The sequence below is a fragment of the Metabacillus sp. 113a genome, assembly GCF_050107635.1.
Classification (GTDB): domain Bacteria; phylum Bacillota; class Bacilli; order Bacillales; family Bacillaceae; genus Metabacillus_B.
Genome location: NZ_JBNILJ010000020.1, coordinates 17,808 through 44,617, shown reverse-complemented (window position 1 = coordinate 44,617; position 26,810 = coordinate 17,808). Strand labels below are relative to the sequence as shown.

Annotated in this window: 21 protein-coding genes; 7 read left to right on the top strand and 14 right to left on the bottom strand. The window is 44.1% G+C overall.

Features of this window, described 5'->3' with window-relative positions; all coding sequences use genetic code 11:
- Window positions 1-930: 930 nt before the first annotated feature.
- The 8 genes from ACQCVE_RS18240 to ACQCVE_RS18205 form a co-directional block, all read right to left on the bottom strand.
- On the bottom strand, window positions 931-2,679 hold the full coding sequence (locus ACQCVE_RS18240; RefSeq protein WP_426863589.1) for a phospho-sugar mutase: 1,749 nt from the start codon (window positions 2,677-2,679) through the stop codon (window positions 931-933).
- A 325-nt stretch (window positions 2,680-3,004) separates the two neighbouring features.
- Window positions 3,005-4,663: a glycerol-3-phosphate dehydrogenase/oxidase gene (locus tag ACQCVE_RS18235; protein ID WP_426846962.1), complete on the bottom strand. Its 1,659-nt coding sequence runs from the start codon at window positions 4,661-4,663 to the stop codon at window positions 3,005-3,007.
- 155 nt (window positions 4,664-4,818) lie between these two features.
- The gene (gene glpK / locus ACQCVE_RS18230) at window positions 4,819-6,315 is read right to left on the bottom strand and encodes a glycerol kinase GlpK (RefSeq protein WP_426863588.1); all 1,497 of its coding nucleotides are present in this window, start codon (window positions 6,313-6,315) and stop codon (window positions 4,819-4,821) included.
- 24 nt (window positions 6,316-6,339) lie between these two features.
- Window positions 6,340-7,155, bottom strand: a complete 816-nt coding sequence (locus ACQCVE_RS18225) for an MIP/aquaporin family protein (RefSeq protein ID WP_426863587.1) — start codon at window positions 7,153-7,155, stop codon at window positions 6,340-6,342.
- A 314-nt stretch (window positions 7,156-7,469) separates the two neighbouring features.
- On the bottom strand, window positions 7,470-8,036 hold the full coding sequence (locus ACQCVE_RS18220; protein WP_426846965.1) for a glycerol-3-phosphate responsive antiterminator: 567 nt from the start codon (window positions 8,034-8,036) through the stop codon (window positions 7,470-7,472).
- 361 nt (window positions 8,037-8,397) lie between these two features.
- Window positions 8,398-9,942, bottom strand: a complete 1,545-nt coding sequence (locus tag ACQCVE_RS18215) for a GNAT family N-acetyltransferase (protein ID WP_426846966.1) — start codon at window positions 9,940-9,942, stop codon at window positions 8,398-8,400.
- Window positions 9,943-9,967: 25 nt separating this feature from the next.
- Window positions 9,968-10,660, bottom strand: a complete 693-nt coding sequence (locus ACQCVE_RS18210; RefSeq protein WP_426846967.1) for an HAD family hydrolase — start codon at window positions 10,658-10,660, stop codon at window positions 9,968-9,970.
- A gap of 89 nt (window positions 10,661-10,749) precedes the next feature.
- Window positions 10,750-11,178 (bottom strand): CBS domain-containing protein, encoded by a 429-nt coding sequence (locus tag ACQCVE_RS18205; RefSeq protein WP_426846968.1) that lies wholly within the window; start codon window positions 11,176-11,178, stop codon window positions 10,750-10,752.
- Window positions 11,179-11,318: 140 nt separating this feature from the next.
- Between ACQCVE_RS18205 and ACQCVE_RS18200 the strand changes: the two genes are divergently transcribed.
- Window positions 11,319-11,912 (top strand): TetR/AcrR family transcriptional regulator, encoded by a 594-nt coding sequence (locus ACQCVE_RS18200; RefSeq protein WP_426846969.1) that lies wholly within the window; start codon window positions 11,319-11,321, stop codon window positions 11,910-11,912.
- Window positions 11,913-11,952: 40 nt separating this feature from the next.
- On the opposite strand, the gene ACQCVE_RS18195 is transcribed toward ACQCVE_RS18200, so the two are convergent.
- On the bottom strand, window positions 11,953-13,632 hold the full coding sequence (locus tag ACQCVE_RS18195) for a glycoside hydrolase family 13 protein (protein WP_426863586.1): 1,680 nt from the start codon (window positions 13,630-13,632) through the stop codon (window positions 11,953-11,955).
- A gap of 12 nt (window positions 13,633-13,644) precedes the next feature.
- Window positions 13,645-14,646: a LacI family DNA-binding transcriptional regulator gene (locus tag ACQCVE_RS18190; RefSeq protein ID WP_426846971.1), complete on the bottom strand. Its 1,002-nt coding sequence runs from the start codon at window positions 14,644-14,646 to the stop codon at window positions 13,645-13,647.
- 160 nt (window positions 14,647-14,806) lie between these two features.
- Between ACQCVE_RS18190 and ACQCVE_RS18185 the strand changes: the two genes are divergently transcribed.
- Together ACQCVE_RS18185 and ACQCVE_RS18180 are read left to right on the top strand one after the other, a co-directional pair.
- Window positions 14,807-15,238, top strand: a complete 432-nt coding sequence (locus ACQCVE_RS18185) for a disulfide oxidoreductase (protein ID WP_426846972.1) — start codon at window positions 14,807-14,809, stop codon at window positions 15,236-15,238.
- Window position 15,239: 1 nt separating this feature from the next.
- A complete protein-coding gene (locus tag ACQCVE_RS18180; RefSeq protein ID WP_426846973.1) occupies window positions 15,240-15,710 on the top strand; it encodes a thioredoxin family protein in 471 nt (156 codons plus the stop codon).
- Window positions 15,711-15,909: 199 nt separating this feature from the next.
- Here the strand turns inward: ACQCVE_RS18180 and ACQCVE_RS18175 are convergent, their stop codons facing one another.
- A complete protein-coding gene (locus ACQCVE_RS18175; RefSeq protein WP_426846974.1) occupies window positions 15,910-16,299 on the bottom strand; it encodes a DUF5365 family protein in 390 nt (129 codons plus the stop codon).
- 149 nt (window positions 16,300-16,448) lie between these two features.
- Between ACQCVE_RS18175 and ACQCVE_RS18170 the strand changes: the two genes are divergently transcribed.
- Window positions 16,449-17,339, top strand: coding sequence for an RluA family pseudouridine synthase (locus tag ACQCVE_RS18170; protein WP_426846975.1), 891 nt, complete (start codon window positions 16,449-16,451; stop codon window positions 17,337-17,339).
- A gap of 46 nt (window positions 17,340-17,385) precedes the next feature.
- Here the strand turns inward: ACQCVE_RS18170 and ACQCVE_RS18165 are convergent, their stop codons facing one another.
- Window positions 17,386-18,216: an aldo/keto reductase gene (locus ACQCVE_RS18165; RefSeq protein ID WP_426846976.1), complete on the bottom strand. Its 831-nt coding sequence runs from the start codon at window positions 18,214-18,216 to the stop codon at window positions 17,386-17,388.
- 455 nt (window positions 18,217-18,671) lie between these two features.
- Here ACQCVE_RS18165 and ACQCVE_RS18160 point away from each other — a divergent pair, with 455 nt between their 5' ends.
- Together ACQCVE_RS18160 and ACQCVE_RS18155 are read left to right on the top strand one after the other, a co-directional pair.
- Window positions 18,672-21,215, top strand: a complete 2,544-nt coding sequence (locus tag ACQCVE_RS18160) for a TIM-barrel domain-containing protein (RefSeq protein WP_426846977.1) — start codon at window positions 18,672-18,674, stop codon at window positions 21,213-21,215.
- Window positions 21,216-21,284: 69 nt separating this feature from the next.
- Window positions 21,285-23,045: a glycoside hydrolase family 66 protein gene (locus tag ACQCVE_RS18155; protein WP_426863585.1), complete on the top strand. Its 1,761-nt coding sequence runs from the start codon at window positions 21,285-21,287 to the stop codon at window positions 23,043-23,045.
- A gap of 178 nt (window positions 23,046-23,223) precedes the next feature.
- On the opposite strand, the gene ACQCVE_RS18150 is transcribed toward ACQCVE_RS18155, so the two are convergent.
- Together ACQCVE_RS18150 and ACQCVE_RS18145 are read right to left on the bottom strand one after the other, a co-directional pair.
- Window positions 23,224-23,802 carry an NAD(P)H-dependent oxidoreductase gene (locus tag ACQCVE_RS18150; protein ID WP_426846979.1) on the bottom strand — a complete coding sequence of 193 codons (579 nt, stop codon included), beginning with the start codon at window positions 23,800-23,802 and terminating at the stop codon, window positions 23,224-23,226.
- Between the two features lie 83 nt (window positions 23,803-23,885).
- Complete coding sequence (locus tag ACQCVE_RS18145) at window positions 23,886-25,379, bottom strand: methyl-accepting chemotaxis protein (RefSeq protein ID WP_426863584.1); 1,494 nt, start codon at window positions 25,377-25,379, stop codon at window positions 23,886-23,888.
- Window positions 25,380-25,529: 150 nt separating this feature from the next.
- On the opposite strand from ACQCVE_RS18145, the gene ACQCVE_RS18140 reads away from it, so the two are divergent.
- Entirely contained in the window at window positions 25,530-26,759 is a 1,230-nt protein-coding gene (locus ACQCVE_RS18140) for a M14 family metallopeptidase (protein WP_426863583.1), read from the top strand.
- The last annotated feature ends 51 nt before the right edge of the window (window positions 26,760-26,810 follow it).

The following is a 26,810-nucleotide window of genomic DNA, read 5'->3' as shown; positions in this document are numbered from 1 at the left end:
TCCACATTTAGGGTAAGATTAATCTGGGTCATATTCATCCTCCATTACATTTTTTCTTGGTCGAAAACATTGTAACATGAGGGTGATATGACCCTTTTTCTATTTACACAATTATATGGACTTTACCTGTACGGCGATTAAATCGCAGGGGGACGCTTGCAATAGCTTTCTGAACTTGACGATATTGGGTCGGTGCTTTGATTTTATTGTCCGTATTCGGGTTTTATTGTCCGTATTCTGATTTTATTGTCCGTACTCTGATTTTATTGTCCGTACTCTGATTTTATTGTCCGTACTTTTCATATAAAGACTTTTCGGCATAATTCGAGCATGTTCGTGCCGTTCTAAGTGCAGAAATCCCACCTAGTTTTGTCCCGCATATTTATATTAGCTCCGTACTTGCAGTTTTTTTGTCCGTATTCTGATTTTATTGTCCGTACTCTGATCTTATTGTCCGTACTTTTCATATAAAGAATTTTCGGCATAATTCGAGCATGTTCGCGCCGTTCTAAGTGCAGAAATCCCACCCAGTTTTGTCCCGCATATTCATATTAGCTCCGTACTTGCAGTTTTTTTGTCCGTATTCTGATTTTATTGTCCGTACTCTGATTTTATTGTCCGTACTTTTCATATAAAGACTTTTCGGCATAATTCGAGCATGTTCGCGCCGTTCTAAGTGCAGAAATCCCACCCAGTTTTGTCCCGCATATTTATATAAGCTCCGTACTTGCAGTTTTTTTGTCCGTATTCGGGTTTTATTGTCCGTATTCTGATTTTATTGTCCGTACTTTTCATATAAAGACTTTTCGGCATAATTCGAGCATGTTCGCGCCGTTCTAAGTGCAGAAATAGAATCCGGTGCACGGCAGTCAGGTTAAAAAGATTACGAAAAAACGCCTGGATATAGATCCGGGCGTTTTTGGATGTCTATTATTTTCCTGCTTTGTCTGTGATAATTTCTTCTACCGTTTCCATCACTGACTTTTCGATGTGCGCAAGGCGCTGCTCCGCGTCATCAAGGGATGTGCCTTTGACAGCAAAATAGAATTTGATTTTTGGCTCGGTACCCGACGGACGCAGGCAGAACCAAGTACCATCCTCCAGGAAGTACTTCAAAACATTAGATTTCGGAAGATTGATTTCTTCTTTTTCACCGGTAACGTTCAACTGTCTTTCGCTTGTTTTGTAATCTTCTACAATCGTTACCTGTTTGCCGGCCATTTCAGCAGGAGGGTTTGAACGGAAGGAAGCAAGAATATCCTGAATTTGTTCCGCCCCTTCCTTCCCTTTAAGGGTTAGGGATTTCAGCCCTTCCTTAAAGTAGCCGTACTGGGCAAAAATCTCAAGCAGTCCCTGATAGAGTGTCATGCCTTTCTTTTTATAGAAAGCACAAACTTCCACAGCAAGCAATGCGGCCTGTATGGCATCTTTGTCGCGTGCAAAATCGCCAATCAGATACCCGTAGCTTTCTTCATAGCCAAACTGGAAGGAATATTCACCCGACTCTTCATATTCGCGGATCTTTTCCCCGATAAATTTAAAACCAGTTAGTGTGTCGACGGTTTCCAGATCAAAGGAAGTTGCGATTTCGCGGCCGATTTCCGATGTTACAATCGTTTTCAGAACAATACCGTTATCTGGAAGAGTGCCTTTTGCTTTTTTCTCTGACAGCAAGTAATGAAGAAGGATGGCGCCGGTCTGGTTTCCTGTAAGAACAACGTATTCGTCTGCTTCATTCTTCACAGCGATTCCGAGACGGTCCGCATCCGGGTCGGTTGCAATCAGGATATCCGCTCCTGCTGCTTCTCCATCACGGATAGCCAGTTCAAACGCAGCATGCTCTTCAGGGTTAGGAGATTTAACGGTAGAAAAGTCAGGGTCCGGAAGCTCCTGCTCCTTAACGATTGTTACATTTTCATAGCCAAGTGCTTCCAATCCGCGCCGCACCGGCTTATTTGCGGTTCCATGAAGCGGCGTGAAAATAACCTTTACATCAACCTCTTTGGATAGCTCAGGATTAACAGAAATGGACGTCAGCTTTTGAGTATATTTTTCATCGATTTCTTCACCAATGATTTTAATTAAACCCGCTTCCTTCAGGCTTGCTTCATCCTTTACCTCAATGGAAAGCTCGTCTTCAACTTCGTTTACTTTGCCGATTACCTTGTCTGCCGCTTCCGGAGGAAGCTGGCCTCCATCCTCACCGTACACTTTGTATCCGTTATATTCAGGCGGGTTATGGCTTGCTGTTAAAACAATCCCTGAAAATGCATGAAGCTCACGGACAGCGAAGCTTAGTTCAGGTGTAGGACGAAGTTCATCAAACACATAGGTCTGAATACCATGCGTTGCAAGCGTTTTGGCAGCTTCCATAGCAAATTCCGGAGATTTGTGGCGGGAATCATAAGCAATTGCCACACCTCTTTTCTTCGCTTCGGCGCCAAACGATTCTATGTATTTTGCTAAGCCTTCGGAAGCTTTTCGAACTGTGTAGATGTTCATACGGTTTGTACCCGGGCCAATTTCTCCGCGCATACCGCCTGTACCAAATTCCAAATCCTTGTAGAAGAGATCCTCCAGCTGTTGTTCATCATCCTTGAAACTGACAAGCAGATCCAGTAACTCAGGGTCAAGATTTGTTTGGTTTTTCCAGCGTTCATAGCTTTGATTCCAGTTCATCATTTACCTCCTGAAGTGCGAAGTTTTATCTTCTTATACGGTTTCTCCATGCCCCCTGTTCTCTCCTGCAAAACTTCAGGAAAAAGAACAGAATGCGCTTTTCTATTTTACCATAAAACACCGGTTTGAGGCTGGGTTTATAAGGGTTCGAGTAAACTCTCCAAAAAGCATGTCGAACAAAATCTAACGGTGTCGAATCGGTTGTGACTGCCTGTTTTTACCACTATGTTTGGATTCCGCGTATTGAAAGATTTTGATTTCTCCTTAACCCTTACCCGATTTCCAAAAAAAATCGCCCCGTCTCTCCGGAGCGATTCCATTCCATTTATTCCGCCAGCGGCACTGCCGCAAAATCAATCTGTTCGTCCAGCTGCTCTGTATATCTTTTCTTTTGATCATCCGTCCAGCCTAAACGGCGTCCCATATAATCAATAATAGGCTCCTTGTACTTCCGTACCCATTGAATATTAAAATAAACAGCCCCTGTACGGCGAACGAAGAAATCGGCCGGTGTGGCAGCCAGCTCATCGGTAATAGAATATTCCGCTGCTGCAAGGACATATGCAGGAATGCTTAGGCGTGCTGCTTCATCCTTTACTGTATTCAGAATTTCAAGCACTTGATCGACGTTTGATCCATACCGCTGGGCAAGACGCTCCGCTTCCTGTTCGGTCAGCCCGCGGGCCATTCCTTCTTCGGTTTTCACTTTCTTGAACTGCAGGAAGCTTGATGCTCCTCCTACGTGCCCGCCGGAAACCGGCATATTCTTCGTTTTGCAATGGCCAAAGTCCTGATCCGTTTCTTCTTTAAGACGGCTGGCAACAAGGTTCACGATATGCTCGGCCATTTTTCGGTACCCTGTCAATTTTCCTCCAGCAATCGTGATCAGGCCTGAATTGGATGTCCAGACTTCATCTTTTCTGGAAATCTCGGAAGGATCCTTTCCTTCCTCATGGATGAGCGGACGCAGGCCAGCCCAGCTGGATTCCACATCGCGGGCCTCAATTTCAAGGCTTGGAAACATGTAGTTGATTGAGTCCACGACATATTGTCGATCCGCTTCGGTCATCCTTGGAGCTGCAATATCACTTTTGTATACGGTATCCGTCGTCCCTACATAGGTTTTTCCTTCCCTTGGAATGGCAAAAACCATACGTCCGTCGGGAGTATCAAAGTAAACAGCCTGTTTTAGCGGGAAGCGGGATTGATCAAATACTAAATGGATCCCTTTTGTAAGCTGCAGGTGCTTGCCCTCTTTTGAGTGATCTTTTTCACGCAGCTCATCTACCCATGGGCCAGTGGCGTTGACGATCTTTTTTGCATACACATTGTAGGAATTACCGGTCAGCATGTCCAGTATTTTTACGCCGACGGCCTTTCCTTTTTCATACAGCAGTCCATCCACCTTCGCATAGTTCACAGGCTCCGCTCCAAAGCGAACGGCTTCCTTCATAACCTCAATGGTCAGACGGGCATCGTCTGTTTTGTACTCGACATAGCGCCCTCCGCCAAGAAGATCTTTTTTCTTTACAAGCGGCTCTCTTTCAAGCACTTCATCCGCTGTAAGCATCGTGCGCCATTCGCTTTTCTTTACACCCGCAAGGAAATCGTAGACTCGAAGACCAATTCCAGTTGAAAATTTACCGAACGTACCGCCCTTATGCATCGGCAGCAGCATCCACTCCGGTGTGGTAACATGAGGTCCGTTTTCATAAACAATAGCCCGTTCTTTTCCTACCTCAGCTACCATTTTCACTTCGAATTGCTTTAAGTATCTTAATCCTCCATGGACAAGCTTCGTAGATCTGCTTGATGTACCGGCTGCAAAATCCTGCATTTCTGCCAATCCGATTTTCATGCCTCTTGAGGCTGCATCAAGCGCGATGCCTGCCCCTGTAATTCCTCCGCCGATTACAAACAGGTCGTACTGTTCGTTAGACATATTTTCAAGCTGGTTCTCTCTATTTAGACTAGAAAAACTCATATGATTTGCCTCCCTGTATTTTGGCAGAAGATAATCGCGCAAAAAAAGAGACCGCAACGAACTAGAACAATGCTTCCATTGTTATAGCGCTGCGGTCTCTCCTAATCTCCAACCGAACTGTGATTAACTTATCTTAAGTATAGCACAGGTTCGAATTATTTGAAAGCCCTGGCAGCGTTCACCGCTTTTTTCCAGCCCTCGTATAATTCTTCCCTTTCTTTATCCTCCATATCCGGTTCAAATGTACGGTCAATCGCCCATCTGTCGGTTATCTCGGATTGATCCTTCCAGAAGCCGACGGCAAGCCCTGCAAGATAAGCGGAACCTAAAGCGGTCGTTTCATTGATTACCGGGCGCTCAACCGGAACTCCCAGCAAATTGCTTTGAAATTCCATAAGAAAATTATTTTTCACGGCACCCCCGTCAACCCGAAGCGTTTTCAGTGAAATTCCAGAGTCTGCCTCCATGGCCTCCAGCACGTCTCTGGATTGATAAGCGAGCGATTCAAGGGTAGCACGGACAAAATGCTCCTTTTCCGTTCCGCGCGTTAAACCGAAGACCGCCCCTCTTACATCACTGTCCCAATATGGAGTGCCGAGGCCGACAAAGGCTGGGACGATATAAACACCTTCAGTAGATGTAATCCGGGTTGCATAGGCTTCACTGTCTTTAGCATCTTTGAACATGCGCAATCCGTCCCGCAGCCATTGGATAGCAGACCCCGCTACAAAGATGCTTCCTTCGAGGGCGTACTCTACTTTTCCATTTACCCCCCATGCAAGAGTTGTAAGCAGGCCATGTTCTGATTTGATTGCTTCCTGTCCGGTGTTCATGAGCATAAAGCAGCCGGTTCCATACGTATTTTTCGCCATGCCCTTTTCAAAACACGCTTGACCAAATAATGCCGCCTGCTGGTCTCCCGCCGCTCCGGCAATCGGAATCTTATTTCCGAAGAAATGATAATCGATGGTTTCACCGTACACTTCAGAGGAAGGGCGGACCTCAGGCAGCATGGATGCCGGCACTCCGAGAATTTCAAGAAGCTCTTCGTCCCATTTCAGTTCATATATATTGTACATTAGCGTCCTTGAAGCATTGGAATAGTCCGTTACATGTGCCTTTCCGCCAGAAAGCTTCCAGATGAGCCAGGTATCAATGGTTCCAAAGAGAAGATCGCCTTTTTCAGCTTTTTCACGCGCGCCTTCCACATTGTCCAGAATCCATTTCACTTTTGTCCCTGAAAAATACGCATCAATGAGAAGCCCTGTTTTTTCCCGGAACGTTTCGTTAAGATCCTTCGCCTTCAGCTCCTCACAAATCGGAACTGTCTGGCGGGACTGCCATACGATGGCGTTATATACCGGCTGGCCGGTGTTTTTATCCCATACAACTGTCGTTTCACGCTGGTTCGTAATTCCAATCCCCGCTATTTGATCAGCTGTAATATTGGACTCTGAAAGAGCAGAGGCAATAACGGCAAGAACAGTTCCCCAAATTTCATTTGCGCTGTGTTCAACCCAGCCCGGCTTAGGAAAATGCTGAGTGAACTCTTTTTGTGCTGTATGGACAATCTCTGCGTTTTTGTTAAATAAAATGGCTCTTGAGCTCGTTGTCCCCTGATCCAATGATAAAATGAATTTTTCTTTCTCCATCTTTGTTTCCTCCCTTAAACTGAATTAAACTGGCTGTCTGACTGAACTATCTGCCCGCTTCGAATACGCATAGGCTCCGCCCAATAGCAAAATGACTAAAGCGGTTACAACCCAGAACGCTGAATTGATAATTCCCTTAAATGCAAAATTGTAAAACACAGCACCAAGTGCGCCGCCTGCTATCGGACCTGCTACCGGAATCCAGGCATAGCTCCAATTAGAAGGCCCTTTGCCGAAAATGGGCAAAACCGCGTGAGCAATTCTCGGACCAAGATCGCGTGCCGGGTTGATGGCGTAGCCGGTCGTGCCGCCCAACGATAAACCAATCGCAAGAATGAGAAAACCTACGATCAGCGGATTTAGTCCTTCTGTAAACTGGTTGGCTCCAATCGCCATAATGCCAAGAACCAATATAAAAGTCCCCAGTACCTCACTCAGCAAGTTGGCAAACAGATTGGGTATCGCCGGGCCAGTAGAAAATACCCCAAGCTTTGTTCCGGGATCCTTCGTTTTTTCCCAGTGCGGCAGATAATGTAAATAAATAAGCGCTGCTCCAATAAAAGCTCCAATCATCTGGGCCAGGATATACATTGGGACGAGGCCCCACGAAAAGTCACCCGCTATCGCCAGGCCAACCGTAAGAGCAGGATTCAGATGGGCGCCGCTGATTTCTCCTACAGCGTAAGCCCCCATTGCAACACCCATCCCCCAGCCCATCGTAATAACAATCCATCCGGAATTTTCAGCAAATGTGCCCTTCAGGTTTACTCCTGCACAAACGCCTGCCCCGAATACAATGAGAATCATTGTTCCAATCACTTCACCCCAAAAAGCTGTCATGCCATCCCTCCTCAATAGATTCACGTATAATAGAGAGCGTTTTCATATCAGCTTCGTCCAGCTATAGTCCAAAAAAATCCACAACTATCCCCTTACATAAAGTAAAGAACAGTTGTGGATCTCCTCGTCTCCATCACATACATTAACTTGTCCCCAATGGTAAAACTTTTTGAAAGCGGTGTCAAGTCTTGTTCGTAAATTTTGTCGTTTTTTCAGACTCATGAATTGTGATTTTCAAACACCTGCCGGCTGAAGTGGAACTGCACGTAAATTAGCTGATACAAGCAATTCCCAATACCGCAACGCGGTTCATGCTATGAGGTCCTGTTTTGCATCCCCAGCCAAAGAGCCGTTTCAGAGCTGGTCACTGCTGAAGCTCCTGCAAGTAACGCAGCCTGTACTTCTTCATTTGTTTTTACAAAGCCCCCTGCCAGAATTGGAATATCCGTTTCCTTGCGGATTTCTTTGATTAGATTAGGAACCACTCCGGGAAGAACCTCAATATAGTCCGGCCTGTTTTTTTTAATCAGTTCCAGGCTTTTTGACAGCGCACTCGTATCCAGCATAAACAGCCTCTGTATCGCAATCATTTTGCGCTCTTTTGCCTTACCGATTACAGTGGAACGGGTAGAGATGAGACCTGCGGGTTTAATCTCCTGAGAAATAAATTCTGCTGCATAAACGTCATGCTTGAGTCCCTGAATTAAATCGACATGAACGAGCAGCTTCTTGCCGGCCTGATCCGATGCTTTAATAATTCCCTTTAACTGGCCTAAATGGGTATCCAATAGCACCCCGTAATGGTAATCGCTGGATAAAAATTGATCAAACTGTTTCATATTGCGCAATGCAGGTAAAATTTCCTGTCCTTCAAACCCCATATCGGTACACTCCTGCCAGATTTTCTTATCTTAACTGATTATAGTTTATCATACCTGGAAATTTTGCTGATGGATCCTTGGGTGTGTCCTCACACCTGGGAATGAAAAGGCTTGCGTCCATGCCCTTTATATCGTGTATGAAACCCTCATTTTCCAATCTGTATAGGTCTCCAGCACTCTCCTTTTAAAAGAAGGCACTGTTAAATAGTAATGGCAGCTGGGTGGCATTCGCTTACGGTAAGCCCCTCGTGCCCCTGCCTCTCACACCTTCCGCTCCAGCCTGCAAGGGTTAAACCAGCACCATGCTTTATCATAGCCAAAAGAAAAACAGCCCGCTATTCAAACGGACTGTTTTCCACTATTACCGATTCTTATATTGAAGGGAATACAAATCCCGTCTCCGGTCCTTCAGCTGCCGTACTGTTCCAGACTGACGCTGCCTTCTCAATATTTCAAGGTCAACATCGCCGATTACAACCATTTCAATATTCGGATTGCACTCCCCGACAATGCCGTCACGTGCATACTCAAAATCAGATGGCGCAAAAATCGCGGATTGAGCATATTGGATGTCCATGTTTTCCGTTTGCGGAAGGTTCCCAACCGTACCTGATATGACCGTATAAACCTGGTTTTCAACGGCACGCGCCTGCGCGCAGTAGCGCACCCTTAAATAGCCTTGGCGGTCCTCTGTGCAAAACGGGGTAAAGATAATTTTCGCGCCCATATCTGTCGCAATTCTTGCAAGCTCAGGAAACTCAATATCATAGCATATTTGAATCGCGATCCGGCCGCAATCCGTGTCAAAAACCTTTACCTGATCACCTGCGCTGATTCCCCACCACTTGCGTTCATTTGGAGTGATGTGGATTTTGTACTGCTTTTCAATCGTCCCGTCTCTTCTGAACAAATAGGCAATGTTATAAATATCTCCGTCATCCTCTTCCACTACATGGGAACCGCCGATTATGTTGATGTTGTACTTTACAGCAAGGTCCGTGAAAAGAGAAATATAATCCTCGGTAAATTCCGTTAACCTGCGGATCGCCTGACTCGGTGTCTTTTCACTGCCGAAAGACATAAGCTGAGTTGTGAAAAGCTCGGGGAACACAGCAAAGTCCGCATCCGCATCGGATGCTACATCTACATAATATTCGGACTGCTTTGCGAATTCTTCAAAGGATTCAATTTGCTTCATCATGTATTGAACCACGCAGATCCTTACCGGGAAGGATGTTTTGTAATACCGCTTTGTATTCGGCTGGTAATCGACGTTATTCCATTCCATTAACGTCGCATATTGGTTGGACTGCCGGTCATCCGGAAGGTAGCTCGGATTGATTCTCATAAGTGTAAATCCGTTCATCAGCTGAAAAGAGAGCACCGGATCATAGATGCGATGGTGAATGACTTCCTCTACATATTCTCTTGGAGTTAATTCCCCGGCATGCTTATGAAAATTAGGGATTCGCCCTCCAATAATGATGCTCTTTAAATTTTGAAGCCGGGCAAACTCTTTCCTCGCCTCATAAAGCCTGTAGCCAATGCTCATTCTTCTGAAATCCGGATGCACCATTACTTCTATTCCGTACAGATTGTACCCATCCGGATTATGATTTGTAATGTATCCATTGTCCGTTATATCATCCCATGTATGCCGGTCATCGTATTCATCAAAGTTAACAAGCAGACTTGAGCAGGAGCCGATAATCTGGCCCTCAAATTCTGCACAAAATTGACCTTCGGGAAAATGCTCCAGGTGACTTTCAAGATGCCCGCGTTTCCAAGGCTCCATCCCCGGAAAGCACGTCTTCTGCATATCAAGAATCGCTTCAATGTCTTTATGCTCAATGTTGCGGATGATCATTTTTTTCTCAAACTTGGATAAGTCCAATTTTTCGCTCATCATGACAGCTCCTTTACCATTAAAATCATTTACCCGCTGAGTGGCCTTTTTTAAACTTTTTTCCTTCCTCGAGTTTTTCGAGTAAAAGCTTAAATTCCAGTTCTGCCATTGATTCAAGCCGATGGTCTGTCTCTCCGAATTCCAGGCCGCCTGTTATTTTGTTTGGAACAATCACACATGCCATTCCCGCCCGCCTGGCAGCCAGGGAACCGTGGGCGGAATCTTCAAATGCAATACATTCCTCCGGCTTAACCCCAAGACATTCGGCTGCCTTTATGTATAGAGATGGATTTGGCTTGACTTCTTCCACGTCATCACTTGTTTTTATGCATTCAAAATGATCAAACAGACCGATATTTCTTAGATGCGTACTTACCCATTCGTAATCAGAGCTTGAAGCAAGCCCAATTTTGAAGCCAAGCTCCTTCGCAGCAGCCAGATAATCCTCCACACCGGGCCTGGCTAATTCTCTGCTGATTCTTTCGCTGAACCTTTTTTCCCTGTCTGTCTGCAAAGATCTGTGATCCACCTTTTCCCCCAATTGCTCTTCCAAGTATGTAAAAGGTTGAAAACCCGATTGAGTGCCGACTCCTTCCAGCCAAAGCTCGAGTGGAAGATGGGAGCCCTGCTCTTCAAACATTTCCTTCAGCACCTCATAATGAAGAGTTTCTGTATCGAGAATCAATCCGTCAAAATCAAATACAATGGCTTTAAACAAAAATATCAGCTCCTTTCCCCCTATTATGAATGCTTTTAAGGGAAAAAGAAAAGGGACAGCTTCCGGCTGCCCCTTTTCTGCAACTTGCTTTATCGCTGCTCGTTGTGCTGGTCGGAAATGTTAGAAAGGGCGCTTCCGGCTGCTTCATTGGAAAGCTGATTAACAGAAAGGTCACCCAATGCAACCATTCCGACTACTTGATTGTTCTCTACAATTGGCAAGCGCCGGATTTGATTCTGCGCCATGAGCTGGGATGCTTCTTCATAGCTCATATCAGGACGTCCGGAAACCACCTGAGAGGTCATGACATCTGACACCTTAGTGCTGGATTCCCTGCCTTCTGCTGTCGTTCTTAGGGTAATATCACGGTCTGTGATGATTCCCTTCATCTGCCCGTTGTCTACTACTGGAATAGAGCCGACATTATACTGGCTCATCAGCTGAGCTGCCTCTTGAATAGACTGGCTTGATGATACACTCGCTACGTTCTTGGACATAATGCTGTTAATTGAATTCATGATGACCCTCCCCTTTCGCTTCTAGTATGAGCTTAGGAACGGCTTTTTGTGTATAGTAAAAAATCTCAAATACGGCAGTTTTGAAACCAAAGAATTGAAATAGTACAGAATTTTTCATACTATAAAGTTGAGGTGAAGGAATGAACGGATTTGAAAAGCGCAGGTTGTCAAAAATGGAAAACATTCTTGACGCAGCTAAAGACCTTTTTTTGAAGCAAGGAGTACAAAAAGTCAACATAAAGCAGATTGCGAAAAAGGCGAATGTGTCCCAGGTAACGATTTATAATTATTTCGGCAGCAAAGAAAAGCTGCTGGTGGAAGTAATCCGTTCTATGCTTGAAACGCAAATGGCCGAATTCAGCGAATTGTTTTACAGCAAAAAGCCTTTCGAGGAAAAAATTGAGCAGTTCATAAAGCTGAAGATCCATTTTTCAAGAGAGATGAACGAAGATTTTTTATTCCTTCTTATGAGTGAAAATAAAGAAATAAGGGATTTATACAATCGTTTTGCTGAGAAAGAAGCGCTCCCGTTTTTCAAAGCGTTTGTTGATCAGGGGAAGTCAGAAGGAGTCATTCGTGAAGATTTATCATTCGACAGCATCCTGTTTTACATCAATGCCTTTTCAAATGAAGCTTTTAAACAACCCGAATTGTTTAAAGATCCGCAGAGCAGAAACACCCTGGCCATTGATTTAAACCAGCTGTTCTTTTATGGCATAAGCGGAAAAAAATAAAACGGCGACCTGCAGGAAGGCCGCCGTTGCAATTAGCTGTCTATACGATATATACTCTTGCTTCCCATGGCTTCATAGTAAATTCCTCATGTGAGCCCTCTAAATCCTCTTCATTTGAGAGAAGGATTTCAGGATTGTTCATTTGCAGCCCTTCCGGCAGCCTGAATACAGGATTATTTCCCGAGAAATTTGTAATCGCAAGGAGTTTTTCACCATGATATTCTCGAATAAAAGCGAAAATTTCCGGGTCCTCCTCCAAGATCAGCTCGTAGCTGCCGTATACAATGACCTCATGATTTTTCCTCAAGCGAATTAAGTTCTTATAGTAATGGAAAATAGAGTGTTCCTCTTCCATCGCTTGTTCGGCATTGATCTCTTTATAGTTCGGATTCACTTCTATCCATGGTGTTCCTTCTGTAAACCCTGCATTTTGGGAATCATTCCACTGTACGGGAGTCCGGGCATTGTCGCGGCCTTTACTGTAAATGGAATTCATCACTTCAGCGGAATCCTCTTTGTTCTGAATTACCCGCTCTTTGTACATATTCAATGTCTCAATGTCCTTATACTGCTGGATGGAATCAAACCTTACATTGGTCATTCCAAGTTCTTCACCCTGGTAAATGTAAGGGGTTCCCTGCATCATGTGAAGGCACGTAGCAAGCATTTTAGCCGACTTCACTCTATATTTCCCGTCGTCCCCAAATCTTGAAACAACTCTCGGCTGATCATGGTTGTTCCAGTAAAGACTGTTCCAGCCCTTACCCTCCATCCCCTTTTGCCAGCGCGATAATGAATGCTTCAGTTCCTTTAAATCAAGCGGTTTAACATGCCATTTGTTTTTCCCCGTCTGGGTGTCAAGGTCCATGTGCTCAAATTGAAAGACCATATTAAGCTCTTTCCGCTCGGAGTCCGTATATAAGATTCCCTCTTCAGGATTGACACCCGGCATTTCCCCAACCGTCATGACATCATAATGGGATAACACTTCTCTATTCATTTCCTGCAAAAACTCATGGATGCGCGGACCGTTCATGAAATGTTTCCCGCCGGGAGCAAAAGGCTTTCCTTCAGGATTATCCGCATCCGGAAGCCCTTCTTCTTTGGAAATAAAGTTGATCACATCCATGCGGAACCCATCAATGCCTTTATCCAGCCAGAACTTCATCATGTCATATACTTCATTGCGCAGTTCAGGATTCTCCCAATTAAGATCGGGCTGCTTTTTAGAAAACAGATGCAGAAAATATTCATCTGTCGCCTCATCGTACTGCCAGGCAGAACCGCTGAAGGCTGCCTCCCAGTTATTCGGCTCCTTCCCGTCTTTTCCGGGGCGCCATATATAGTAATCACGGTATTGGCTGTCCTTTGATTTACGGGATTCGGCAAACCATGCGTGCTCATCCGATGAGTGATTGACAACGAGGTCCATCACGAGTCTGATGCCGCGTGCATGCATTTCTTCAAGCATCTCATCCCAGTCCGCCATTGTCCCAAACTCATCCATAATCTTTCGATAGTCGCTGATATCGTAGCCATTGTCATCGTTTGGCGACTCATAAACAGGGGATAGCCAGACCACGTCAATTCCGAGCTCCTTTAAATAATCAAGCTTCGAAATAATCCCCTGAATATCTCCAATGCCATCTCCATTGCTGTCTTTAAAGCTCCGCGGGTAAATTTGATAAACAACCGATTCTTTCCACCATGTTTTCTCCATTAATCCCAGCTCCTAGTTCAGTTTATTGACCGAATCTCTTTCTGTAATGTGAAAGGGCATAAATTGGCTTTTCGATTTTTCTCCATCAATCATCCTCATCAGCATTAAAACAGATTCTTTTCCCATTTCCTGAATGGGCTGATGGACCGTCGTAAGCGGCGGGATGGACATTGTCGCGATCTCGGTATCATCATAGCCTATCACAGACAAATGGTCCGGCACCTTAATCCCTTTTTCATAGCAAAATGATAAAACCCCTAAAGCCATCTCATCGCTTGCGGCAAAAACAGCAGTTATATAGGGGCTTTTCGCTGCCAGACGCTTCATTGCAGCATACCCGCTCTGAAATCCAAAATCCCCGTACTCAACCAGATCCTCTTCAAATGGAATCCCCTTTTCTCTGAATGCCCTTTTTAATCCGTTGATTCTCGGATAGCCCGAAATGGGATCTGCTTTCGTTCCGCTGATCATCCCAATATTCCGGTGGCCTTTGCTGATCAAATAAGCCACTGCGGAATAAGACGCTTCCTCATCGTTCACTCTAATAAAGGGGATCTCATCAACATGGGAATCCGTTGAAATCACCGCACAGGGGATCCCTGAAGAAAGCAGACTTTCAGCATACTCCTCTTTTAAGAATTCACTGGCAAACAAAATGCCTTCCACTTGCTTTTCCCTTAAAAGCTCCAAGTAATCCATTGTCCGTTTTCCATTCGAATCGGTATTGCAGATTACCACACTGTAGCGCCTTTTATGCGCTTCATCCTCAATCCCCTGGAGCAGTCCAGCCGCAAAGTGGCTGGAGAGCTGAGGAAGCAAAACCCCAATTGTATTCGTCTTCCTGCTCACCAGGTTTCTGGCAACTGCATTAGGCTTGTATCCTAACTCTTCAATAACGGACATCACTTTTTTTCTAGTCTCGGGCGAGTATCCAGGCAGTCCGTTAACGATTCTTGAAACGGTTGCTACCGAAAATCCAGATTGTTTCGCCACGTCTTTAATTGTCGGCCTCAAAATGCAAGCACTTCCTTTACTTCACGTAAACGTTTACGTTATATCCTCATTGTAGTTCAATTGTGAAAACGTTGTCAATATATAGTGAGGATCTGTGTTTACAAGCCTCACTAAGCTGTACTATAATTTTCTTGTTACTATTGCACACAGGGAGACCAATATGCAGAATAATAAATCATTAGAAAACTGGTTTTTCACAGCTTGGGCTGCTGCATTTGTTTCTGCTTTAGGCAGTCTGTATTTTTCTGAAATAGTCGGGTATGAGCCTTGTGAATTATGCTGGTATCAGCGTATCTTCATGTACCCGCAAGTGATTATACTCGGAATAGCGATCGCCAAAAAAAATGATGGCATTGCTCTCTACAGCTTATCCCTCTCTAGTATCGGTGCCGCCATTTCACTCTACCACTATGGTATGCAAAAGGTCGCTTTCCTTGGCGACAGCGCCGTATCCTGCGGCAGAGTACCATGTACAGGCGAATACATCAACTGGCTGGGTTTTATCACCATCCCTCTTCTTGCCTTAACCGGTTTTACCATCATTATTATTTCATGCATCATGATATTAAGAATCAGAAAGGCAGGTCGCTGAATTGAAAAAAGTCTTAATTTTCGCTGCTATCTTCATTGTTATATTTGGAGCATTAGCCTTTTTTACGAATTTTCAAAAACAAGAAACTGCCAAAGGAAACCCTTACGGCAAAACCACTCTTGAGCCCGAAACCGAAAAACTGCTCGACGACCCGAACTATCAAAACAATATTCTGCCAGATGAACTGGAAGCAAAAATAAAAAGCGGCGAAGACTTTATCGTCTACTTTTATGCATCAAACTGTATTCATTGCCTGCGCACTACCCCAGAGCTTATGCCGCTGGCCAAGGATATGGGCATTGAAATTGATCAATTCAACTTATTGGAATTTCGTGATTACTGGGATACTTTCGGGATTAGCTCGACTCCAACCCTCGTTCATTACAAAGACGGGGAAAAAGCCGATTCTTCCATAGGTGAAAAAACAAAAGAACAGCTTGAACCAATCTTAAAAGAGTGGTCAGGGAAATAAGTAAAAACAGTCCGCCAGTCGGACTGTTTTTTATGTAAGTTCAGCCGGAGTGAGTGTGTTTTTATGCCGGGCACAGGACCGGTAGTGAGAAGAATACAAGCCGATCCAAACCAGTTGGAGCTGCAGAAAAATTATGAACCGCTTCCGCCGCTGATCAAACCCTATCACTAAGCCCTCCCACATACGAGGAGAGCATTTTTCATATTAGGTATCTATTAGCGGCCCGGGTGTAAAGCAGGCTGCCCTGGCCGCTTCCTGCTAAAAAATCGCTGAAATTGAGAGACAGTTCGTACCCGTAGCTCCTTAGTATTTCCCGGTTTCTTTCGTATAAGCCTTCGTACATTTTCATATCTTCCGCTTCTTTTAAAACGGCGATTAAGGTTTGGAGACTTGAGATAATTTCAAAGGCTTCTTTCAGGGTCCCGTTGTAATTCATGCTTTCCTCAGCGGGTTTCAAAACAGACATTTTTTCAAGTTTGCTGATGGTTTCGTCTGTAAAATAAATCGGAAAGACTTCATTGTACATTTCTTCAATCAGTTCTTCGATATGCTGCTCTTGTTCATTCGTTGATGCTGCTACGATTTTCATTGACCCCATCCTTTGCACCTGAAATATTCGTAACATTAGAATATCACAGGCAGGTCCATAGCCGGACAGGTAAGTGTTTCCTCGTTTGCCGGGGTGTGGTTTTGTCCGGTATACTTTTACAGGAAGATGGGACATCTGGAGGGATACGAATGAAAAGAAGAGGCACTTGGCTGGAATATTACGCAGAGAATTCTGCTCCCCTTCATGTAAACGAATGGCTGCTGAAACAGGCAGGTGCGACAAAAGGCGTAATCGCTCATTACCGGAGGAACAGCGGACTTATGGTGAACGGAGCTATTCTCACTGTGGAGAATCCTGTGGTTGCCATAGGTGACGCGATCAGCCTGGAAGTTTTTAAACCGGAAGAGTCCGGTACTGTGCCGGAGTTAATGGGAATTGAGATATTATTTGAAGATGAACATCTTGTTGCAGTCAATAAGCCTCCCAATATGAAGACACACCCTAATTTTGAAGGGGAAACCGGGACACTGGCTAATGCACTGGCTTTCCACTTCATGATGGAGGGAGCTGGAACTGCCATACGGCATGTACACCGCCTGGATGAGGATACTTCCGGGGCTATCCTTTTTGCAAAGCATGCCCTTGCTCAGGGAATCATGGACCGGGAGCTTCAGGATCACCTTATCGCCCGAACGTATCTTGCAGCTGTTCATGGGCTGCCAAGGCCTGCCAAAGGGACTGTTTCCGTGCCGATAGGAAAGGATCGCCATCACGCCTCGCGGCGAAGGGTCTCCCCCGGAGGGCAGCCTGCTGTAACACATTATGAAGTCATTCAGCACAATGGATCCGATTCAATTCTTAAAGTTAGTCTGGAAACCGGAAGAACTCATCAGATCCGGGTTCATTTGAGCCATATTGGCCATCCTATTATTGGAGATAAGCTATATGGCAGGCCATCCAGCCTGATTAACAGGCAAGCCCTCCATGCAGCACACATCAGCTTTTCCCATCCGATTACGAAAGAACTGCTCACTCTTGATGCACCAATTCCTAAGGATATGAGAAGATGGAAAATGTAAAAAGCGCCCGATTCAGAGTGAATCGGGCGCTTTTATTCTTCCTTGCTTAGAAATCAAAATTATCCGGGTCCGGACCAACGCGCTTGTCTTCATTCAGCGCATCAATTTTTTCCATTTGATCCTGGGTTAGTTCAAAGTCAAAGATATCGGCATTTCCTTGAATGCGATGCTCTTTAACGGATTTCGGAATAGTGACTACTCCGCTTTGAATGTCCCAGCGCAGAATAACATGCGCCACGGATTTACCGTGCTGCTCCGCTATTTCTTTAAGTACAGGCTCTTCGAATAGCTGGCCTTGCATGAGCGGAGACCAAGCTTCCACCTGAATGCCGTTTTCTTTGCAGAACGCACGGACTTTTTCCTGAGTCAGCTTTGGATGAAACTCCACTTGGTTTACCATCGGCACAACTTCGGCATCCTTCATTAAATCTTCAAGATGGTGGACCTGGAAGTTGCTGACACCGATTGCTTTAATTTTCCCCTCTTTGTAAAGCTTCTCCATCGCTTTCCAGGAGTCCTTATATTTTCCTTCAACGGGCCAGTGTATCAAGTATAGGTCAAGGTATTCCAGGCCAAGCTTTTTCATGCTGTCATCAAATGCTTTAAGTGCAGATTCATAGCCCTGATCTGCATTCCATAGTTTAGTTGTAATGAAAAGTTCTTCTCTAGGGACACCGCTCTCCTTAATCGCTTGTCCTACTCCCTCTTCATTCTTATAAGCAGCCGCCGTATCAATGCTGCGGTAGCCTGCTTTAATAGCGGCTTTTACGGAGCTCACCACTTCGTTTCCATCTTCTACTTTCCAGACGCCCAAACCGAACCATGGCATTTGCACTCCATTATGGAGAGCTGTAGTTTCCTGTAAACTTTTAACCATTATGATTAGCTCCTTTCTCTTACCAATTTCTTTTATATTATCCTCCATCACTTTTTAAATATCAAAAATGTTGCTTGCATCAATATTTAGAATAATGGATATGTAACAGGCCTTTACTCCAAATTTACGTATGGATACATCTATAGCTATACCAATAATAAAAATATTACTTTTATTACACAACAGAGGCCTTTTGATTCATGTATTGTAACACTGTAAACTTGTCTAGACATATCGCTTTATTTTCAGATAATTCCGGAACTGGTTCCATAGATGATGAAAACCGTTTGCAAGTCCTTTAATACCGGTCATATCAGGTCTAATAGCCTGTTAGTTTTTTCACAAGACCTCTTACATAAACTGGATTGCAGAAATGTGTGATTCCAACTATATTTTGACTTGTGCAAAGGTGAGCGATGTTCACGATTTGCAAAATCTTTTTAACGAGGTGGAAGATGAAAAAGTCACAACGCATGATCAAAGGAGTCATTTCCGCTTCCCTTGCAATGGGAATGGCAGCAACAGCACTTGCTCCAAGTGCGCAAGCCGTTACTCAGCCGGAAGCTGACACTCCTCTGGCTAAAGACAAGCTTGAAAAACTATCAGTTAAAGGGATTGAAAAGCTCGACAACGGGGTTAAATTTGACCTTGGTGACAAAGACGCATTCATTCGTCTGTTTGCAGATGATCTTGCGAAGGTATCCATTCTTGAAAAAGGAAAAGAAGAGTATACTTCCCGCGGAATCGCTAAGAAAGATTGGAAGACTCCAAGATTCACAGCGAAAGACAAAGGCAAAGTGTACGAGCTTAGAACGAAAGAACTTATCATTCATATTAAAAAAGATACATTCGGTGTCAAATTCATGGATCACAAAGGAAACGTGATCAATGAAGATTACATGGAAAACGGAAGCACATCCGGTTATGAAAACGGAAAGCCTTACGTCTACAAAAAGACGGACGAAGATGAAGCATTCTATGGCTTTGGTGAACAGGCCGGCCTAAACTTGAACCAGCGCGGTGAGAGTCTTGGAATGTGGAATACTGATGCTTACGGCTATGACAAAGATACGAAATACCTTTATACAACCATTCCTTTTTTCATTGGTCTTAAAAATGAAAAAGCGTACGGAATTATGTTTGACAATACTCATCGTTCTTACTATGAGATGGCTTCAGAATCTGATGACTACTACTACTTCTATGCAAATGGCGGAGACTTGACTTATTACTTCATGAACGGTCCTGAAATTTCTGACGTTCTCGATCGCTACACTGAGCTTACTGGTAAACAGGAGCTTCCACCAGAATGGTCCATGGGCCTTCACCAAAGTAAGTGGGAGTATGAAGCAGAGCAAATCGTGAATGTAGCGAAAACATACCGTGAAAAAGGAATTCCAGTCGATACGATGCATTTTGACATCGATTATATGGATGGATACCGTGTTTTCACTTGGAACAAAGAATTCAAAGATGCACTTAAGCAAGTCGAAGGAATGGAAGGCTTCCATACCATCGCAATCAACGATCCTGCTGTTAAAGTAGATGAAAACAACAAAACGTACCAAGAGGGTACCAAAAACGATTATTGGGCTAAAAATGCTGACGGAACGAACTTCGTCGGACCAGTTTGGCCTGGAGATTCCGTTTTCCCTGACTTCTCTAAACAAGAAGTACGCGACTGGTGGACGAAAAACCATGACTCTCTTCTTGATGAAGGAATTGATGGAGTATGGAACGATATGAACGAACCTGCCGTATTTATCGACACGGAAGAAATGCACCATACACTGCCGCTCGATGCATACTTCGGATACGATGATAACAAAATTCTTCATACTGAGTACCACAACCTTTACGGCCATGACGAAGCGGAAGCTACATACAATGCTTGGGATATGCACAAGCCAAATGAGCGCCCATTTGTTTTGACACGTGATATGTACGCAGGAACGCAGCGTTACTCAGCACTTTGGACAGGTGACACGGTCAGTACTTGGGAACACCTTGCTATGTCTCTTCCAAGCCACATGAACATTGGAATGTCCGGTGTAGCAAACGTAGGAACGGATATCGGCGGATTTGCTCAGCGTCCGACTGCAGAAATGTATGCACGCTGGATCCAAGTCGGAGCTTTGTATCCATTCTCCCGCATTCACTATGATAGTGATGGAAAAACTACTGTGAAGCAAGGTCAAGAGCCATGGGCTTTCGGACCGGAAGTTGAAGAAATCAGCAAAAAGTACATTGAATTGCGCTACAAGCTTCTTCCTTACATCTACAATGCATTCCAGGATGCTACTGAAACAGGCAAACCGGTTCAGCAGCCGCTTGTATACCAATTCCAGGAAGATGAGAACACATACAACATCGCAGATCAATTTATGTTTGGTGATAACCTGATGGTTGCGCCTGTTGTAAAAGAAGGACAGACATCCCGTAATGTTTACCTTCCAGAAGGCCACACTTGGGTTGACTTCGATTCCGGCAAAGAGTACAAAGGCGGACGTACGATTCATGTGAATGCAGAGCTTGATCATATGCCAATGTTCGTGAAAAAGGATACCATCACTCCGACCCGCGACGTACAGCAATATACAGGCGAAAAACCGCTTGAGAACTTGGTTCTTGACACTCATCTTGATGACAAAGCAGAGTACAGCTTCTATGAAGATGATGCTGCCACACTTGATCATAAGAAGAAAGATGAGTCAAACGAAACGAAGTTTACAGTTGAGCGCAAAGGCAAGCATCAGGTTGTCTTCAGCCAGAAGAAATTGAAGGCGGACTACGAAGATACGAAGATTGAGCAATATACGCTTAAACTAAATGATGCTAAAGAGCCAAGAAGAATAACAGCCGGCCTAAAACGCTACAAAGGGGTCAGCTCTATGGACAAAATGACTCACACAAGCCGTTCTTACTTCTTTGATGAGAAGACAGATACACTTTATGTGAACATTCCTGCAAAAGAAAGAAGAGACGTTAAAATTCGTTAATTAAACTAAAGGGGCTGCCGGGATGATCCCGGCAGCCTCTTTTTATATACGGAGGCGATCTATTCCATCATGAATAGACAGACAAGAATTCTCGCGGTATCGACTCTCATTCTGAGTGTACTCGGCCTGTTTTATCTATATTCAGTATATAAGCCTGAGCCCAATCAGATCAGTAAACAGACTCATTACGCTCAATTTGAAGTGAATAAAGCCCGCTATATACCCGGTGAAGGTGTTTCTTTTTCGCTTAGGCTTCCGCATGAACCAGAGCAGAAGACAGCAAATGTCCGCTATTACCACCTAAATAAACCGATCGCGTCACAGGAAGTCACTTTTAAGAAAGAGCATGCTTCCTGGACCTGGACCCCGCCAGAAAAAGATTATAAAGGGTACCTGGCGGAAACGGTAATTGATGGCACACGTTATACAATAGGGGTGGACGTATCAAGTGACTGGAAGGTGTTTCCGCGCTACGGCTTTTTATCAGACTTTTCACATGACGCCCTCAAGAAATCCGATAACGTGTTAACAGAGCTGAACCGGTACCATATCAACGGACTGCAATTTTATGACTGGCACTATAAGCATCATTCCCCTCTTAAACTTGAAGATGGAACACCATCTTCTGAATGGGAAGATATTGCCGGCCGGCACGTTTCCTTCTCAACACTCCGGCACCAATTAGATAAAGCTAAACAATACGGGATGCAAACAATGGCTTATAACCTTTTATATGGAGCTTTTGAGAATGCAGGACCAGAAGGGGTTAAAGATGAATGGAGAGTCTATAAGGACCCTGATCATGCTGTCCAGGACATCCATCCTTTACCGGATAGCTGGAAAAGTGATGTTTATGTCATGAACTCAGGAAATCCCGAATGGCAGGAATACATCTTGTCTAAACAAAAAGCGATCTATGAGCACCTCCCATTCGACGGTTGGCACCTTGACCAGCTTGGTCCAAGAGGAGAGGTTTTTGACCACAGCGGCAATCCGGCAGAGCTTAAAGATCAATTTGATGAATTCCTGCATCATGCAAAAGAAACAATGCCTGATAAATCACTCGTCCTGAACGGGGTCAATCAATACGGGCAGGAACAGATTGGAACAGCACCAGTTGATTTTATGTATACCGAGGTTTGGGATGAATACAAGGAATTTGGCGATCTAAAGAAAATCATTGATTACAATGCGAGTATTTCTGGAGGAAAAAGCACTGTTCTTGCGGCTTATATGAATTACAGCCTTTCCCAAAGACAGCAAGGGAACTTTAATCCGCCAGGGATCCTTCTTGCCAACAGCGTCATCTTTTCATCAGGCGGCGCACATCTCGAATTAGGCGAGCACATGTTATCTAGTGAGTATTTTCCTAATAAAAACCTAAAAGCATCAGATGAGCTGAAAGAACAGCTCGTTCCATACTATGACTTCCTGGTCGCTTATCAAAATTTGCTGCGGGGGGAAAAAGTTAAAGAATCACCGCTTCAAATCGAATCCGGCCTACCCATCAGTAAGAAACCGGAAAAAGGAAAAGTCTGGGCATTCTCTAAAACAAACGGAAATCACAGTATGGTCCATTTTACTAACTTTACAGCAGCGGACTCAATGGAATGGCGGGATACGGAAGGCACCCAGCCTGAGCCGGAGGCTATTGGCAGCTTTGAAGTAAAAGTTAAGGAATCGGCGCCCATAAAAAAAGTATGGGCAGCATCACCGGACTCCCGAAAAGCAGCTCCGGTTCCCGTCCATTTTTCACAAGAAGATCAAAACGTTACAATCCGTGTTCCTTCACTAAAATATTGGACAATGCTTGTAATGGAGTATGAATAAGGAGCAGGGATAAGAGTATTCTCTTTTAATTTCGTTTGGGCAGATTAAGGGTACACGTTGAAAAGCGTGATATGTCCTTCTATTTGTGACCGAAATGGCTTTCACGAGGAGAACCCCCGGTATGTACCGGGGGTTTTTATCCATATGTTCTCTCATCAGTTCTTTTTTAAAACTTTCATTACAAAATCTGCAATATATCTCTTACTTCCCGAAGCATTCTTTTCTTAGTGGCCTGATCTGCGAAGGTCACTCCATACATAAATCGGTGAGATACCATCTCAATTCCGCAAAGATGAAAAATGCCATAATCCATTGCCGTCTCCATAGCCATCACAAGCTGGGACGGCTTTAAATTCTGCTCAGGCTGACCGGTCGTCTGGAAAATCAGCCCATTTTTTCCTTTAAGCAACCCTTCTGATCCACCCTTAAGCATCCGGAACGCAAATCCATTCGTAAAAACACGATCGATGTAGCCTTTCAGCATAGCAGGCATACCCGCCCACCATGTAGGAAAAATGAAGATCAATTGCTCAGCCCATTGTATATAGGATTGTTCTTCTGCAATATCCGGAGAAACCTTAGTCTGGAAGAATTCAGAATAGTTATCTTCCATAAGGACTGGCTGAAAATTAAGCCGGTATAAATCCCGGACTACAATTTCGGCCTGGAGCATTTTCAGCTGATCCATCACTGTTTCCAAAATTGCGCCGTTAAAGCTGTCAAGCTTTGGGTGCGCAAAAATAATAAGGGCTTTCATTAGCAGGAACTCCCCCTTAAGAATAACTGCTGAAATGAAACAGTTACTCCCAGTTTACATACCTGCTGATATTTTTCTCTTTCTTATCGCTTTTCATTCACAAGCCGCTTCGCTTTCATATCAACCTGCTCCACAAAAGCTGAAACTTGCTGGATCGAGGCGTTCATTTGCTCCACAGCCGAAGCTGCAGCTGCAATTTTATCCTCATTGTTCTCGTGCTGAGTCTGCAAAGCACCGATGATGCGGCCGACATCTCCGCTGCGTCGGGCTAAATGATCGAACCGTTCTGTAACCTTCGTTAAATGGTCTTCACTTTCTGATTGGATGGCTGCCATCTTATCAAAATCATCCGTTGTTCTGGATATGACCGAAACACTTCCATTGATCATGTCAGAGGTTTTATGCAGCGACCGGGAAACCTGCTCCTTTGCTTCAAGAATTTCTTTCAATATATCTTGAATCACTTGCGAGGATTGTGAGGACTGCTCAGCAAGTTTCCTCACTTCATCCGCTACAACCGCAAAGCCCTTTCCATGCTCCCCTGCTCTTGCTGCTTCAATGGCAGCGTTGAGAGCCAGCAAATTGGTCTGGTCCGCAATCGTTCTTATGGCGCTCAAAACTTTTTCAACCTCGGAAGTCTTCTCTGTTAACAGCTGCACATGGTGCATGGAATTCCCCGAAGATTCCTTAACCTCATTTATACTGACGATCGCATTCGTTAAATGCTGCTTATTGATCTGGATCAACCCATTGATTCGATTTGAATAATCCGAGATCTGATCCGTAAATTCTTTAGAGGACTGGATTTCCTTTTCCATATTGCGCATTTCAGCAGATGACCGGATCATATCCTCCTGAAAACGGACAGAATCAGAATGAATGGATTGGATTGCTTCATTCATTTGGGTGACTCCTCCGCTCGTATCCGAGATATTCAGATTCAGTTCTTCGACATGACCTCCGATTTCTGATGATGCGGTTTGGTTTTTCTGAAGAACCAGACTCATTTGTTCCTTTAATTCTTCGCTCTCAGATAGCATCCTGTCAAAACGCTTTGTACTGTTTGAAAGAAGCAATCCGATAAAGAGAAATTGCAAGCCATAATAAACCGCCGTCAATATGCTTCTGTCCAGCCCTGATTCAATATCGAGCGGATCAGCCAGGTATAGATGTGAAAATTGTGCGGCGATAACAAGCGGCAGTGAAACAAAAAACACCTTCTTCATCAGCCGGTAATCTGCAAATAATGCAGCAATTCCAAGCGGAAGAAGCCAAACGAACGGAACATTTACCCATGAATCCGTATGAAGCAGAAAGGCAAATACAGCCATGCACCAGACGGACAGTCTCTTGAATGTTTCATCATTTTTCCTGAACTTATAATGAAGCGCAGGATATAAAAACAGAAGAAACAGAAAATTGTATGTAACATTCATGAAGGTAACCTTTGGCATTCCATAAAGAACTTTCTGGATAAAACTGTTCGCAAAAATAATAATCCCTGCAATTAAGAACAAACGGTACAAAGTAATTGATACGTTCTGTAAATTTCGTTGTTTTACTAATGTATTCTCCATTAAAAAATCCCTGCTTTCCTATCTCCATATCTTTTATTTCGGCAATTTTGTAAAAACTTTAACTTTTTATTTTCCATTTTATAGGCATATAGACTATAATACTATTGAACTAAATAACAAACAATACAAAACATTCAGTTGGAGGTAATTATGAAGCTTAGAAAGGTTTTCTTCTCTTTGATCGCCGTTTTGTTTCTTTACAGTGTAGTCATTCCGAATCATCTGCTAGCTGAAGCACAAGGAACGCTGCTTAAAAGTCCGTCGAGTTACCCAACCACTTATGAGCAGTCAAGAGAACGTTTTCGAGAATATGAAACTGCTTTTTCAGAGTGGAAGGAAGTATCCGGTGAAACCTTTCGACTATCCAGTTCAGAGAACCTATCAATTGATTTGATAAAAGCAGAAGCGGCGAAATCCAAGGATACATTAATTGTATTAACCAGCGGCTCACATGGAATTGAAGGCTATACGGGTTCGGCTATGCAGGATGTGTTTGTTAAGGATTTTCTGCAAAAGCTCAACCCTGCTGATACTGGCGTCTATATGGTCCATTCCATTAATCCATGGGGGATGAAAAACTTCCGCCGCTACAATGAGAACAATGTTGATTTGAACCGCAACTTCATCCCGGACTGGAATTCTTTCGATTTAACCAGCAATAAGGCCTATAAAGAGCTGGAAAACTTCTTTGAGCCTGATAAAAAAATTGGAAGTATCGTTGCACATGACGCTGCTTTCACCGCCGCACTGGCAAAAACAGCCGCGGTATCCGGAACAGACAAAGTGGAAGGAGCTTTATTGACCGGACAGTATACTAATCCTAAAGGGGTTTATTACGGGGGAACAAAGGATGAGCTGTCGACTGCTTTTATGAAAAGCGAATTCGACCAGATGCTCATGTCTCCATATAAGCAGATTATTCACATTGATTTGCATACTGGATACGGCCCCCGCTATCAGATGAGCATCTTCAGCTCGTCTGCAGAAACTTTGACAGAAGAAGAAGCGCAGGCTGCCTACCAGTATCCTCAGGTCTTAACCCCTGATACTGAAGGGTTCTACGCATCTACTGGAGATATGACAGAATATTTCACCGCAATGGCGAAAGCGAAAGCTCCGGAAAAAGCGTTCTATTCCACCACTTTTGAATTTGGCACTCTCGGAGACGGAACTGTTGATTCCATTCAGTCTTTAAAGCGTACGATTGAAGAAAATCAGCTTTTTCACTATGGTTCAAGCAATGAACTTAGCGAACTGATCATTCAGGCGAGATATAAAGAGCTATTCTATCCTCGCGAAACGAAATGGCGTGAAAAAGCAATAACAGATTTTAAGCAGGCAATGACAGGTGTTCTGACCTATAAAGGAGCCATCCAGTAAACTTTTTATATAAACAGGAAAAGCAGGAAGCGAAATTACCGCCTCCTGCTT

Bases quoted from the DNA above. Each gene is read 5' to 3' on its own strand.
- ACQCVE_RS18140 (WP_426863583.1), top strand. From the start codon at position 25,530: ATGAAGCTTAGAAAGGTTTTCTTCTCTTTGATCGCCGTTTTGTTTCTT.
- ACQCVE_RS18150 (WP_426846979.1), bottom strand. From the start codon at position 23,802: ATGAAAGCCCTTATTATTTTTGCGCACCCAAAGCTTGACAGCTTTAAC.
- ACQCVE_RS18215 (WP_426846966.1), bottom strand. From the start codon at position 9,942: ATGAGCGAAAAATTGGACTTATCCAAGTTTGAGAAAAAAATGATCATC.
- ACQCVE_RS18155 (WP_426863585.1), top strand. From the start codon at position 21,285: ATGAATAGACAGACAAGAATTCTCGCGGTATCGACTCTCATTCTGAGT.
- ACQCVE_RS18240 (WP_426863589.1), bottom strand. From the start codon at position 2,679: ATGAACTGGAATCAAAGCTATGAACGCTGGAAAAACCAAACAAATCTT.
- ACQCVE_RS18200 (WP_426846969.1), top strand. From the start codon at position 11,319: ATGAACGGATTTGAAAAGCGCAGGTTGTCAAAAATGGAAAACATTCTT.
- ACQCVE_RS18145 (WP_426863584.1), bottom strand. From the start codon at position 25,379: ATGGAGAATACATTAGTAAAACAACGAAATTTACAGAACGTATCAATT.
- ACQCVE_RS18235 (WP_426846962.1), bottom strand. From the start codon at position 4,663: ATGAGTTTTTCTAGTCTAAATAGAGAGAACCAGCTTGAAAATATGTCT.
- ACQCVE_RS18195 (WP_426863586.1), bottom strand. From the start codon at position 13,632: ATGGAGAAAACATGGTGGAAAGAATCGGTTGTTTATCAAATTTACCCG.
- ACQCVE_RS18175 (WP_426846974.1), bottom strand. From the start codon at position 16,299: ATGAAAATCGTAGCAGCATCAACGAATGAACAAGAGCAGCATATCGAA.
- ACQCVE_RS18225 (WP_426863587.1), bottom strand. From the start codon at position 7,155: ATGACAGCTTTTTGGGGTGAAGTGATTGGAACAATGATTCTCATTGTA.
- glpK (WP_426863588.1), bottom strand. From the start codon at position 6,315: ATGGAGAAAGAAAAATTCATTTTATCATTGGATCAGGGGACAACGAGC.
- ACQCVE_RS18185 (WP_426846972.1), top strand. From the start codon at position 14,807: ATGCAGAATAATAAATCATTAGAAAACTGGTTTTTCACAGCTTGGGCT.
- ACQCVE_RS18165 (WP_426846976.1), bottom strand. From the start codon at position 18,216: ATGGTTAAAAGTTTACAGGAAACTACAGCTCTCCATAATGGAGTGCAA.
- ACQCVE_RS18220 (WP_426846965.1), bottom strand. From the start codon at position 8,036: ATGGGGTTTGAAGGACAGGAAATTTTACCTGCATTGCGCAATATGAAA.
- ACQCVE_RS18205 (WP_426846968.1), bottom strand. From the start codon at position 11,178: ATGAATTCAATTAACAGCATTATGTCCAAGAACGTAGCGAGTGTATCA.
- ACQCVE_RS18160 (WP_426846977.1), top strand. From the start codon at position 18,672: ATGAAAAAGTCACAACGCATGATCAAAGGAGTCATTTCCGCTTCCCTT.
- ACQCVE_RS18170 (WP_426846975.1), top strand. From the start codon at position 16,449: ATGAAAAGAAGAGGCACTTGGCTGGAATATTACGCAGAGAATTCTGCT.